The 13,607-nt window shown below is 28.1% G+C and carries 15 protein-coding genes; 2 read left to right on the plus strand and 13 right to left on the minus strand.

Translation table 4 applies throughout. The features are described 5' to 3' along the window. Positions 1–31: 31 nt before the first annotated feature. Entirely contained in the window at positions 32–1,636 is a 1,605-nt protein-coding gene (locus tag SERIO_RS03955) for a formate--tetrahydrofolate ligase (protein ID WP_047791570.1), read from the minus strand. Between the two features lie 130 nt (positions 1,637–1,766). Between SERIO_RS03955 and SERIO_RS03960 the strand changes: the two genes are divergently transcribed. Beyond that, positions 1,767–2,621, plus strand: a complete 855-nt coding sequence (locus SERIO_RS03960) for a bifunctional 5,10-methylenetetrahydrofolate dehydrogenase/5,10-methenyltetrahydrofolate cyclohydrolase (RefSeq protein ID WP_047791571.1) — start codon at positions 1,767–1,769, stop codon at positions 2,619–2,621. 270 nt (positions 2,622–2,891) lie between these two features. On the opposite strand, the gene SERIO_RS03970 is transcribed toward SERIO_RS03960, so the two are convergent. The 4 genes from SERIO_RS03970 to rbfA all read right to left on the minus strand — a co-directional run bounded on the left by SERIO_RS03970 (position 2,892) and on the right by rbfA (position 5,654). Beyond that, on the minus strand, positions 2,892–3,956 hold the full coding sequence (locus SERIO_RS03970) for an FtsX-like permease family protein (RefSeq protein WP_047791573.1): 1,065 nt from the start codon (positions 3,954–3,956) through the stop codon (positions 2,892–2,894). Further along, positions 3,949–4,656 carry an ABC transporter ATP-binding protein gene (locus SERIO_RS03975; protein WP_047791574.1) on the minus strand — a complete coding sequence of 236 codons (708 nt, stop codon included), beginning with the start codon at positions 4,654–4,656 and terminating at the stop codon, positions 3,949–3,951. Before SERIO_RS03975 ends, SERIO_RS03970 begins: the two co-directional genes overlap by 8 nt. Positions 4,657–4,682: 26 nt before the next feature. Continuing rightward, a complete protein-coding gene (locus tag SERIO_RS03980) occupies positions 4,683–5,198 on the minus strand; it encodes a hypothetical protein (RefSeq protein ID WP_047791575.1) in 516 nt (171 codons plus the stop codon). A 114-nt stretch (positions 5,199–5,312) separates the two neighbouring features. Further along, complete coding sequence (gene rbfA, locus SERIO_RS03985) at positions 5,313–5,654, minus strand: 30S ribosome-binding factor RbfA (RefSeq protein ID WP_047791576.1); 342 nt, start codon at positions 5,652–5,654, stop codon at positions 5,313–5,315. A gap of 133 nt (positions 5,655–5,787) precedes the next feature. On the opposite strand from rbfA, the gene SERIO_RS03990 reads away from it, so the two are divergent. Further along, complete coding sequence (locus SERIO_RS03990) at positions 5,788–6,654, plus strand: hypothetical protein (RefSeq protein ID WP_047791577.1); 867 nt, start codon at positions 5,788–5,790, stop codon at positions 6,652–6,654. Between the two features lie 22 nt (positions 6,655–6,676). Here the strand turns inward: SERIO_RS03990 and SERIO_RS03995 are convergent, their stop codons facing one another. From SERIO_RS03995 to SERIO_RS04030, 8 genes are all read right to left on the minus strand, one after another. Beyond that, positions 6,677–7,792, minus strand: coding sequence for an alpha/beta hydrolase (locus SERIO_RS03995; protein WP_047791578.1), 1,116 nt, complete (start codon positions 7,790–7,792; stop codon positions 6,677–6,679). A 2-nt stretch (positions 7,793–7,794) separates the two neighbouring features. Further along, positions 7,795–8,190, minus strand: coding sequence for a cytidine deaminase (gene cdd / locus SERIO_RS04000; RefSeq protein WP_047791579.1), 396 nt, complete (start codon positions 8,188–8,190; stop codon positions 7,795–7,797). Positions 8,191–8,214: 24 nt separating this feature from the next. After that, positions 8,215–8,643, minus strand: a complete 429-nt coding sequence (locus tag SERIO_RS04005) for a diacylglycerol kinase family protein (RefSeq protein ID WP_047791580.1) — start codon at positions 8,641–8,643, stop codon at positions 8,215–8,217. Positions 8,644–8,673: 30 nt separating this feature from the next. Then, positions 8,674–9,150, minus strand: a complete 477-nt coding sequence (gene ybeY, locus SERIO_RS04010; protein WP_047791581.1) for an rRNA maturation RNase YbeY — start codon at positions 9,148–9,150, stop codon at positions 8,674–8,676. Between the two features lie 38 nt (positions 9,151–9,188). Further along, the gene (locus SERIO_RS04015; protein WP_047791582.1) at positions 9,189–9,587 is read right to left on the minus strand and encodes a hypothetical protein; all 399 of its coding nucleotides are present in this window, start codon (positions 9,585–9,587) and stop codon (positions 9,189–9,191) included. Next, positions 9,580–11,640 carry a cysteine peptidase family C39 domain-containing protein gene (locus SERIO_RS04020; RefSeq protein ID WP_053040843.1) on the minus strand — a complete coding sequence of 687 codons (2,061 nt, stop codon included), beginning with the start codon at positions 11,638–11,640 and terminating at the stop codon, positions 9,580–9,582. Before SERIO_RS04020 ends, SERIO_RS04015 begins: the two co-directional genes overlap by 8 nt. 56 nt (positions 11,641–11,696) lie before the next feature. After that, complete coding sequence (locus SERIO_RS04025; RefSeq protein ID WP_047791583.1) at positions 11,697–12,089, minus strand: hypothetical protein; 393 nt, start codon at positions 12,087–12,089, stop codon at positions 11,697–11,699. A 91-nt stretch (positions 12,090–12,180) separates the two neighbouring features. Further along, positions 12,181–13,410, minus strand: coding sequence for a hypothetical protein (locus SERIO_RS04030; RefSeq protein WP_047791584.1), 1,230 nt, complete (start codon positions 13,408–13,410; stop codon positions 12,181–12,183). Between the last annotated feature and the right edge of the window lie 197 nt (positions 13,411–13,607).

Genomic DNA, 13,607 nt, shown 5'->3' on the forward strand with positions numbered 1-13,607 from the left:
CTTCTTATTAATTATATCTTGAATTAAAAAATTATTTAATGTTAATTATTGTATTATCTTGAACATCAATTCCAAAGGCATTCGGATTCTTATTTAATCCTGGTAAGGTAATAATTTTTGATAAATAAACAATAAAATATTGCGCTCCTGAATTTAATTTAATATCCCTAATGATTACTTTATTATCATGGCGATCAGCGTTCCCCCAAATTGTTTGGTGATTTTTAGTCATACAAACTGGAAAATGTTTAAATTCCGAAGTATTATAATGCTTAATTTTAGCTAATGCTTCGGGGCGATATTCAATATTATTGGTAGCATATATTTTTTGACAAATTATATCAATTTTTTCATTTACTAAAGTATGGTTAAAATCAATAATTGGTGTATAGTGTTGTGGTTGATTTGTTAATTTAATAATTTTATTTGCTAAATCTGGTTGGTCTTTAATTCCTAAATGATAAGTATTATTAATGCCATATTCAATTTTATTTTTTTCTAATCAATCAGTTAAAAATTCAATTTCAACTGGTAAATCAGTGGCAAATCGATTAATACAAACTAAAAAATTTAAATGGTAATTTCTAATAATATTAATATGGTGCTCCAAGTGAGTTAAACCTTTAGCAAGACTTGATAAATCAACAGTATCTAATTTTTCTTCTGGCAAGTCTCCATTTAATTTTAATGCTTTAATGGTAACCACCAATACCGTACAGTCAGGAGTAAACTCTTGATGCGAATTAACAATATCATTAAATTTTTCAAAACCCAGATCACTACCAAAACCAGTTTCACAAACAACATAGTCACTTAATTTTAACCCTAACTCCGTGGCAATAATTGAATTCGTCCCATGTGAAATATTAGCAAATGGGCCACAATGAATAAATGCGGGAGTTTCGTATTTAGTTTGAACTAAATTTGGCAAAATGGCATCTTTTAATAAAGCTAGTAACGAACCAGTTATTTTTAAGTCTTTAATATAAATTGGCTTATTATTAATATTATAAGCAACAATTGTTTGATCTAAACGTTGTCTTAAATCAGTAAGGTTCTTACTTAAACTTAAAATTGCCATAATTTCACTAGCTGCAGTAATTTGAAATTTTTCCTTGCGGACAAGATCTTTTTTAATAGTAATCTCAACTTCCCGTAAAGCACGATCATTCAAATCTAAACAACGTTGTCACACAATTTTATTAATATCAATTTGGAGTGGATTATCTCAATATAAAAAATTATCAATCATTGCTGATACTAAATTATTTGCACTGGTAATCGCATGAAAATCTCCAGTAAAATGGAGATTAATTTCATTTTCTGGTAATAATACACACTCTCCCCCACCAGTAGCTGATCCTTTCAAACCTAAGACCGGTCCTAACGAAGGTTCACGCAATGCTAAGATTGTTTGATGTCCTAAATTATTTAATTTATCAGCAATTCCAATTGCCGAAGTAGTTTTTCCCTCCCCTGCTTTGGTGGGATTAATAGAAGTAACTAAAATTAATTTGCCCTTGCGGTTCATCTGCTCAAAATTATTATATTTAATTTTAGCAATATTTTCACCATACAAAATTAAATCATCAGTTGCTAAATTAATTTGTTTTGCAATGTTACGAATATCTTTCATAACAATCATTCCTTTCAACTAATTTCTTACTATGATTATATCTTAAATGCTAATATAATATTTTTTAATTATTAAAATTACTACTTTTCATATAAAATATTGATAGATTGTATTAAGAAAGGAACCAAAAATGGAAGAAAAAATAATTGATGGAAAATTAGTGGCCAGTGAAATTAAAGCTAAAATTACTGCCGAAATTAATAATATTAAACTGAATAATTATCGAACACCAAAACTATGTGTAATCCAAGTTGGCGATAATGCGGCTAGTAGTACTTATATTAAAAATAAAAAAATTGCCTGTGAAAAAGTCGGAATTTTATTTAATTTACTAAAATATCCAGTAACAATTACTGAACAAGAACTAATTGAACATATTATTACCTTAAATAATGACCCCAATGTTGATGGTATTTTAGTTCAGTTACCCTTGCCTGATCAAATTGACACTAATAAAATTATTGATGCTATTGATGTCTTAAAAGATGTGGATGGATTTTCAGCTCATGTCCTTGGAAATCTAATGATTAATAAAACAAAAGTTGTGCCTGCTACTCCCAAAGGGATTATGAGTTTATTTAACTATTATAATATTGACTTAGTTGGACAGCATGTTGTTATTGTCGGAAGAAGTAACATTGTGGGCAAACCTCTTGCTAACTTAACAATTAACGCTCATGCTACTGTAACTGTTTGCCATTCCAAAACAAATAATTTATCTTATTACACTAAACAAGCTGACATTTTAGTTATGGCTGTGGGAAAACCAAAAATGTTAACCAAAGAAATGATTAAAGAAAATGTCATTATTATTGATGTGGGAACTAATCGGGATGAAAATAATAAACTATGTGGGGATGTTGATTTTGATGATGTCTACTCCAAAGTTAAAATGATTTCACCCGTCCCCGGGGGAGTTGGTCCGATGACAATTGCCTCACTATTAGAAAATATCATGCACTTATATGAATTACATAATAAATAAAAATAGTAGTTTTAAACTACTATTTTTAAGATATTTTTTTAAACTTAAATTGACACCACAGAATACTAAAGTTAATTATTAAAATACTACTAACTAAAATGATTGGAATTAAAATTCAAATAAAGGGACTTTGTAAAAGATGATCCTCTTGGAAAATTAAACCAATAATTAATGTTGGTAAATAACCACCGATTAAGGCAAAGAAACTTAGTAAAATTGATTGATAGAATAAATGCAAGAATATTTTCTTTCTTTGATAACCTAATTTTCTTAATAACTCATATTCATTAAGATTACTAATGATAAAAACTCACAAATAGTTAATGGCAATCACAATAGAAAAACCCCTAACACAAATAATAAAATTGTTCCTAAAAATTCTAACGCATGTTTAAAAATAATAAGGTGAGAATTATTATTAGAACCCTTCAAAGTGGGCACAGATGCCTCAAAATTAAGACCATATAATGAATAAGTTAAGAAAAAAATAATAATTATTATCACTAAAATAATTTGAAATAGTTTATTTAATGAACTATAAAATTCTTTTCCCGCATTTTGCAAATAGCAGGCTTTCTTATTTATCTTAGTAATGCCAAGGAATATTATTCCAATAATTTCTTTTCCCATTAAATTAAAGCTAATAATTATAAATAATCCACCAAAAAGGAAAGTTGCACCATTTAAGGTTGCATTTGAATAGTAAATTCCAAATTCGAAACCCAAAAAAAGACAACCCAGAATGATTTTAAGTCATAAAACTTTTTTATTATTTTTATTTTTGTTGGCTAACTTGGTAACACTAATTGTTTTTACCTTAAAAGTTGCTAAATATAGCAGAACATTAACAAAGAGCGTTCCAATAATTACATACCCAATAATTAACCCTGGGTTTTGGTAGAGCCTAAAACTAGCATCAACAATTGATCTTTGCATTAGTAATTTAATAAAATAATTGGCTACCGGAAAAGACAACCCAAAAGCTAACGCTAATATTGGTACTAAGAAAATAATATTTTCTAAAAACACAAGGTAACGAATTTGACCAATTCGAAACCCCAGAATTCTTAAATTCATATATTGCTCTAATTTTAAATTAAAATTTAATTTTAAAATTATTTTAATTATTAATAATGAAATTAAGGTAACTAATCCAAAATAAATAGTGAAAAATAATGTTGTATTTGTCGACTTTGGTTGAGCACTGTTAATAAAACTGGCAATTAATAAGTTTAAAAAGGTGCCAATAAATAAGGCTCCAATAAATAAAGTACAATATGTTGCAAGTGAGAGCGATCAATTCTTTTTAAATTGAAAAATGGCAAACTTAAACATTTTTAAATAGTGCTTTCATTTTCTTTTCAATATCATCAAGTTGTAGTTGCGGATGAATTGATTCAATTTGATGATCAGCAATAAAAATAATACGATCAGCATATTGAGCAACATAAGGATCATGGGTAACAATAATTAAAGTTTTTTGAAAGTGCCGTACATTATTAATTAATTCCTTTAAAATTTGGTCACGGGTAATCAAATCTAAAGCACCAGTTGGTTCATCAGCAAAAATAAAATTATTATTGCCAATTAAAGCACGGGCAATTGATACTCGTTGTTTTTGACCTCCACTTAAATAATTAATTTTTAAGTTTTTAACTTGCTCTAAATTTAAAGTTTTTACTAAGTAATCTAATTTATTATTATCAATTTTTTGGTGATTAATTCGCTGGGTAATTAAAATATTCTCTTTGATTGTAAGATAATCAATTAATTTATAATCCTGAAAAATATAAGAAATATTTTGCGAGCGAAATTTTGTTAACTGTGGTTCTTTTAATTTGGTTAAATTTGTTCCGTTGAGTTCAATTGTTCCCGTAGTTGGGCTATCCAGTCCTGATATTAAATTTAAAAGCGTTGTTTTACCAGAACCGCTAAAACCCATAATTGCTATAATTTCTTGATGTTCAATTTCTAGATTAATTGCATTTAAAATATTTGTTTTACTAACATTTTTAATAATAATTGCTTTTTTCATGTTTACACCCTTTCTAAAATATTAGTTTATTTTAGAAAACTTGGGGGTGATAACACCGTTTTAATTTTTAATTTTCTTATTTTATTCTGCAGAACGATGATAAATAATAACCACCGGAGCGCTTGGTCAGGTATAATAGTTATTATTTCAAGATCTGATTTTATTGGTTCTTTTTCTTCTATTAAGAAATAAACAATTTTAAACTTCTGAAAAATAATAATAGTATAATAAGTTCCAAATAAAGTAATTCAACCTAAAACAAATAAAGATTCATGGAACTGTTTAAAGGCAAAAATGACAAACCCAATTTGTAAAATAAACATCCATAAGGTTAATATTAATGTAATAATAAATCATCCACTAAAGAAAATTGTTTTCGTATTAAATTTTTTCTTAATTCAAGTAAAGACTAATATTAATAACACTCACGGAATCAGAGCTGGCAAAAAGAAAAACATGAAAAAATATCAACATAAAAATATTAAATATAATGTTGGTAATAACTTCATATTAAACCTTTTTAAAAAATACCGTCAGTTCATTTTAATTCTCCTTATTGTATTATTAATAATATCGGATCCAAAAATTTTATCAAGATAGATGAATTATTTATTAATTAAAAAGACCCTATTGGGTCATATAATTTTTTAATAAACTTATTCTTTTACTTTTTTTAAAATTGCTTCAATTTTATTAGCATTATCTAAAGAATCATCATAAATGAATTCTAACTCTGGACATTTATAAGTATCTAATTTATGTGCCAATTTTGATCGAATTTCTTTACGATAACGATCAATTGTATTTTGCAATTCATCTTTATCTTTTGACATTAATGAGGAGTAATAAACTTTCGCATGACTTAAATCATTTGTTAATTTTACTTCACTAATTGAAATCCCACTTAAAACTTGGCCCTTAATTTCCCTTTGCATAATTAAAGTTAAATCACGACTAATAATTGATTGTAGTTTTTCAATTTTAACTTGATTAGACATTTTTTTCACCTCTTCTATCAAATTGATATTTTTATTATAACTTTAATTTCTCCCAAAAGATAGTGTTGATAAATACTTTTAATTCCGTTATGATGTAGATAATTGTAATAAAAGACATAAGTGAGGCATCAAAATGAAACGGTGAATTCCTAAAAAATGATATAAAGATTACATTTGATACTATAAAATTATCATTAGTGCAATTGCCTTTGGTTTTTTAGCTTATGGTTTCTATATGAATTGTTTTAAAGAATTTTGATATGTTAATCCACGTTTTGATCCTTGAGTAACTGATTATAGTTTACAAAATTATGATGTCTTATTAAGTTTTTATTCGGTCCAAGTTAATATTATTACCATTGTCTGGTTAATTTTAATTATTTTTAATCATCATCGCGAGCAAAAAAACTGATTTTTTTCAACAAATTTTAAATTAAGCATTCTAAATTGAAATATTTTGATGTTTATCATTTTTTGAATTGGAATTATTACTGGTTATAAAAATGGCCAGTTAACAATTAGTGATTATACTTCAGCACAAGTTGCTTGTACAGTTGTTACCCACTTTGTGATGCCAATCTTATTCTTTATTTATACTTTCCTAACTTTTGGAGATTATAAAATTCATTGGGTCAAAAATTTTGTTAAAAAAGACTGGTGAGTTGCAATCAGCTACCCATTATTTTACTTTTTTTATGTTGTGGTGCGCGGAGCAATATGAACAAAAGATGGAAACACCACTTGGGCCTATCCCTTCTTAGATTTAAATTTCCCCATGGTGGAAAATGCTTCAAAAGTTGAATATAGTCTGTTAATTATTTTTGGATTTTTTGTTATTTTTTCGGGCGTGCAAATTTTATTAACTTTATTAAATAATGCAATGTTTAAAGTGTTTGAGAAATACCATAATAAAACATTATGGTATGAAAAAGTTTGGGTTAAATTTAAAAATTGAATTAAAACCAAAACTAGTAAAAGAAAAGATTATCAAAAAGAATAAAAGATAACCTGAAGGTTATCTTTTATTTTGAATACTTTTTAATAAACTCAGCAATTGAGGATAAATATTTATCTGGATCATTATAAATACCACGTACATGGTCACCGTCAAAATCAACCTTAACACTAAGCTGGGGTTTTTCACTCGCAATTTTATTTTGATATGCTTCTTCACCCATTAAATAAGGTGTGGCATGGTCGTGTTTGTTTAAAATATATAAAAATGGTAACCGTTTCAATGGTTCTAACCCTTCCCCGGGATTTAACTCTTCGGGATCATAACCGCGCGTATCAATTGCATATCTGCGAATCGCATAAAAATGTTCAAAATAATTAAAACGTAATTTCAAAATATAATAGCGGTATAAATCATTTAGATTAGCAACAGTTGAATCAAGAACAATTCATTTAATTAATTTCCGTTCTCTTTCATAATCTTCTTTTAAATATTCAACAATCACAAAAGTCCCCATTGACCACCCATGAAAGTTAATTTCGTCAACATTCCCTTTAAATTGGGTTTTTAAAAAATTAACAATTGCGGATAAGTCATATTTTTCATTGTAACCCATTGTGGTAATACTTTTATCGGATTCACCATGGTTACGTTGATCATAAACTAAAATATTATAACCTAAGCGCAAATAAATTAGCCCAAAGAAAATTGAACGAAATTTATGCGAGTTTAAACCATGGACCACAATTACTCATTTATTATTGTTTTCATTTTTAACTCAACTCTTAATACTAACTGTTTTTAAATTAATCCCTTGGTAACCTTCAACATCATATTCATGAATTTCCCAAGGCGAATTAAATTCTGATTCGGTTAAATGCATCCCATTTATTTTTAATCGTTCTGTTAAAGCATTAATATATTTTTTAGCATAATCTTGGATGTTACTATTTGGCAATTTGCGCCAAAAATTATGACGAAATAAAATCCTTTTGTCATGCATTGTATAAAATAATTTAATATAAATCTTGTTATTTTCCATATATTGGGCAAGTTCACTGTCAGGCACTGTTTTATAAACTTGGGGCGTAATTAAATCGGTACTATTTTCTAAATCAACCGTTTCCAAGTCATCATGGAACTTTAGTTTTTTAACTTCCGGTTTTTTCTTACTAAACTTCATAACTAACTTAAATCTCCACTAGTAAAACCATATGGTAATAAATCAGCAACTTTAATCGTTAATGACTCGCCCCCCTGATTATAAATTTCAATATCTACTTCCCCACCAACTAATTCAAAAATAAATTGGCGACACATTCCACAAGGGGAACCAATATGGTGACTATCAGTATATAAATAAAGTTTTTTAATATCTTTTTTTTGATATCCTAAAGTATAAACTTGGGATAAAGCTGTTCGCTCGGCACATAATCCAACGGGATAGGCAGCATTTTCTACATTCACACCCGCAACCGTCTGACCATCAGTTAATTCGCAAATACAAGCAACATGAAACTTGGAATAAGGAACATAAGCATGGTCCTTTAACTTATTTAATTTATCAAATCAACTACTCATTGCTATTTTCCTTTACTCTTTCTTTTATGAAATTTTTAAATAAATTTTAATAACATCAACTAATGGTGGTAACATAATTAGTAAACCAATCACAATAGCTAAAATTGAGTTAATTAAGGTCGCCGCGGCACAAATATCTTTAATCTTTTTGGCCTTAATATTATATTCAAATGATAATAAGTCAACAAAGTTTTCAACCATTGTGTTAATTAATTCAAAACCAATGACACTCCCAATAGTTAACAAGATAATTGCCCATTGTAAATACCCAAATTCACTAGGTACTTCACGTTGCAGTCAAATCCCTAATCCAATTACCGCAATGGAAACAATAATATGAATAATTAAACTTGATTCTTCCTTAACTGCCGTGTAAACACCACGAAAAGCATTCGCAAATTTATTACGTAATTTAAAGAACATCTTTTTTTTGTTTGGATTTCGACTTGCCATTATTTTTTCCTCTCTTAATAACTCACAATATTATTCTATTGGATTTCGGAGGATTTGTAAATCATTTAGAATAATTCGTTGTAAATTAAACATAATTTCTTCGTCTTGTTTAGTTTGGTGATCATAACCTAAAATATGAAGCATCCCGTGGGTGAATAAAAATGCTAATTCTCTACGCAATGAATGTTGATATTCTTCAGCTTGGCTAACTGCTTTTGGATAACAAATAAAAATATCTCCCAATGAGCGCAATCCCGTTAACTTAAATAAATCAAGTTCTTCATTTTCTTCTAACGCAAAAGTTAGGACATCCGCTACATAATCTTTATGACGATATCTTTTATTTAATTCAACCTGAGTTTGTTCATCAACAAAATTTAATGTTAATTCTAATGGCTCAATGATTTTTAATGTTTCCTTAACTTTGTTAAAAATATTAATAAAATCTTGGTTAAAATTATCAATTTCAAAATGCGTTTCATTATTAATATCAAAATTATCTTCCACAAAATCACCCTTCATTTCACTATTTATATTATAACAAATTAAAATACCATCGTAAAAAAATATTCTAACATCGAAAAATTACCAAGAAAAACCTGCGCTGGTTGGTACCACGTGGCAAGTTCAACTGGAGAGAGGGTTTCTAAAACAACATAATTATTACTTGAATGAAAGTGGTTAGTAATTTGGTACCATAAATTATTTTTTTGATATTTAATCATTTTAACTGTGGTTAATAAAGCCGGATTATGAAATTGCGGGTCATTAATTTCTAAAATTACTTCTTGGTTATCATCTTCTCCAGAATCACTACTAAGATTGTGCAAAGTTAAAAACCCATTATAAACAATGCTAACAGTTTGGGTGCTTAAAAAAATAAAGAGCGCGCTAATTAAACTAAGAATAATAATTAGTCAAAATCCCGGTTTAATTTTAAACATTATTACGTTGGACCTCCGCACTTAAATCAATTACTTGAGAAAAAGATTGCTCAATTTTGGGATCATGACCACAATAAATAATTAAACTATCTTGTTTAGAAGTTAATAAAAGATTAACTAGTGCTAACTTTGTTTTTTCATCCACATTACTTAAACTTTCATCAATAAAATAAACTTCTTTGCGCTGACAAAGTAAATTAAGAAATAAAATAATTTGGCGTTGGCCCTTTGACAAATTATCACCATTATTAACAAGCATTCTTGTTAAGTCAATCTGATTTGTTTGTAAAATTGTTTGGATAACCGGATTCCTTAAAATTGCAATGTCAGCATTAGGATTAAAATTAATAATGTTATCATAAACACTATTAGCAAATAAGTAATCTTGTTGGTGCAAAATCATAACTTTTGCTCTCCATTCTGCTTCATCAACGGTTGCTAAGTTAACTTGCTTATTAATTAAAATTTCACCCTGGTAGTTTTCTTTGAGACGGCCAAGAATGGCTAGTAACGTTGTTTTGCCAACCCCGGATGTTCCTTTTAAAAAAATATGATGCTGAAAAGTTAAGGAAAGATTTTTAAATAAATTAATTCCATTAATTTCATATGTTAAATTATTAATTGTAATTTCTTTAATTTTGGTTGGTAAATTATTTGGTGCAGGTGCTGATTCACAATTCTTAAATAATAATCATTCAACACGTTGATAAGCATTAACAAAATGACTTTTATTGGCAATAAGGTTTGCAAATAAATTACTAAAATCATTAAAATATAATGCTAACGCCGAGTAAAACATCAAATCACCAATACTAAGGTGCTGGGTCGTAATTAAATTAACCGCCAGGTAAAAAATAACCAAATTTAAAAGTTGACTGAAAATATTTAATGCACTCTGTTGGTGATAACTATCTTTCTCTAATTGATAGGTTGCTTGTAATAAATCTTGGTATTCTTTATTTCACTGGTAATAAAAATGGGCAGTCAAATTCCGTGATTTGCGGGATATAAAACTCGTAAAATATTGGAGCACTTGACTTTGATAAGATAATGATTTTTCGTACCACCGGTAGTAAATAATCTTATTAATTTGTCAAAAAATGAGGGCTAATAAAAAATTAAAAATTGTTTCTAAAATAACAATTAATAAAATTACATTACTAATTGTTAATAATAAAATAAAACTCATCACCATCATGATGGTCCGAATTAAAGCCGTTAACATGGTAGTCCCAATAAAATTAGCTAATAAGGCTAAATCTTCCATTCGTTTTAACCAGTCACTATGGTCAAATTTTTCATATTCGGTTAAACTTAAGGAATTTAAATTATTCATAAAAGATGCTACGACATCATGGGTAATTCTAAATTGAAACTTTAACAATAATTTTTGTCAACAAAAGTTGAGAAAACTCTTCAACAAAATAATTAGTGTAAAAACTAAGAACAGCAGAATGATTTCATGGTGAATTAATTTATGGAGTTGATCAAGATAAATTTTAATAAAACTCTTGTTTAAGATCAGGACAAAGTTAACAAACATACCAATAATAATTAACATTAAACTTGTTTTTCAATATGGTTTTAAAAAATAAAAAATATTGGCAAATGATTTATTTTTAAATTTAAGATTTTCATTTTTTTTCGTAAAGATAGCAACATGCTGAAACGCACCTAAAAAGTCATCTTCTGGCATTCACTGTAAACTTTGGGCACCAGGATTAGCAATTAAATAATGGTGGCGCTTTTTTTGATATAAAATCACAAAATGGCCCTGCCCTTCCTTGGTTAATAAATAAACAACCATTGGCGAAAAGGTTTTAATTTTCAAAAATTCAGTTTTTGTAACTTGGTATGGAGATAAGGTAATTTGATAATTCTGGGCGAGCTTAACTAATTCATAAATACTAACATCACCGTTTGAATTAAGCTGGTTAGTTGTTTTAATTTCACTAATACTAAGGTTACGATGATGATAATAATTAACTAGCATTGCCAAGCAAGCATAGGCACAATCATTTGTTTGTTCTTGTTGAACAAAAGGATATCACATTAAAAATCACTCCTTTCTACTTTTAATTTACCGAGAAAAAAGTGAGTTTCCTTGTGTTAATCTTGTAAAATGGTAGCGACTTTTGGTTGTTCATCAGGTGTAAACCAAATTAATTCTTCCATCTCCTGTTTTAATGATTTTTCCGGGTTAAACGGCACGCGTAAGTCAGCTTCAGCCCCACAGCGCGTACAAATAACATGAAAAATAATTTCATTGGTTTGGTCATCGTGGTGATGGGTAGTAATTTCTTTCTTTTCATCATGTTCACAAACAAGATGGTTGAAAATATATTCAGTAATTGCCTGATAAGCAGTTTCAAAGACTGACACATCTTCGACAATCGGAATCGTAATCGTATCAGTGATATTCATTTTCGTGTTATTATAATAATTAAAATTAACTTTAATATGGTTTTTGGCTTGGTAATAAATATTTTCAATTGTTGCCACGGTTTGAAATTCATACTCTTCGTTTTAAAATTCTAAGGTTAGTTTTTCTTGAAACATATGTTATCCCCCTCTGCATTTTGTCGTGTTTTAATTATAACTTATTTTTGAAACGGCCGGTAAAAAGGTAATAAGTTTTATTTTCAGAAATTAGAAAATGATTATTTGGTTCCGGAATTGGGAATTTTTGGGCGGTGGTTAAATCAATGTTGAAGATTTTGTGAAAAGTAGCAAGTTGCAAGTGTTTTTCATCTAAAAAATAAAAGACTCAAAAGATAACTTCATGTAGATTGTTCGGTGCCTCACCTTCGTAATTAAGAAATAACTTTAAATGATAATAACCAATAATTCCGTTGGTATCACCAACAACAATACTATTTTGAATTCGCATTGACCAATGGTTAACTTGATCAAAATTTCAATTTAAATATAGCAATCAAAACTGATGTCTTAATCCATATATAAAATCACGAGTAGTTGTTGTTAAAAAAGGTGGTGGTAACTGATAGTAATGATCAGTAATTAACATTCCGGCTTGGTGACCAATTTGAATCGTACTTTCAACATCATAGAGATACCAATTATTTTGGTGGTCAAAATTAATTTGAATAATATCAACGGGGTTCATATAGACTGGATCCAGCGTTTTCATAGTCCAGTTAAATTGGTAAATAGTTTGTTTATTGACCACGAAAATATTATTTTGGTGGTCAAATTGAACAACATTAATCACCCCCGTCATCTTATTAACAATTTGGAGGAGCAAATGGCTCACAGACCCCTGCCACAGATCAGTTGTCTTCGCATCTCTCATATTAACCGCTGCTATTCATTCCCCCATTGGATTAACATTAAAAGCAGTAATTTGAATATTATCTTTATCTTGATAATGATCGGCGAAATTAAATGATTCTTGGATATTATTAACATTACCATTACCTGTTCACAATTGAATTTCATCAACAAGATATCAATTACCACGAATATCAAATTGTAAAATTGGATAAGTTGTGGTAATAATATCAATTTTTTTTATTAATAAGACAGCGACCCCAGTGGATGTTATTTTTCAAAATTCATTATTATCTAATAACACATATAAATTATTTTGATAATCTTTTTTAAAATTAATAATTCTATTATTAAATTGGTGTAGCAGTTGGTACTGAGGATTATTCATTTCATCTAATGATGGGGACGAATTATTTGTATGGTTTTGTTTTGCCGTTAAACCAAAATATAATCCTAAACCTAAGCTTAGAATTAGGATAATTACTGTCAAACTACTTCCAATAATTAAAAGTCATTTATGCTTGCGTCACATCAGAACCGCTCCTTATCATTAACATTGTTTTAAAATAATTAATAAGGTATGATAAAAGTCTTCGTAAAAATGATAAATGATATTATTAAAAATGTTATTATTTTAGTAAATTAATAATTTAGTATCTTACTTATATTAATATATTTATTATACACAATAATAATAATTTAACCATTACTTTCAGTAAAAATAAAAAA

Origin of the sequence: Spiroplasma eriocheiris (genome assembly GCF_001029265.1) — a bacterium.
Lineage (GTDB): Bacteria > Bacillota_I > Bacilli_A > Mycoplasmatales > Mycoplasmataceae > Spiroplasma > Spiroplasma eriocheiris.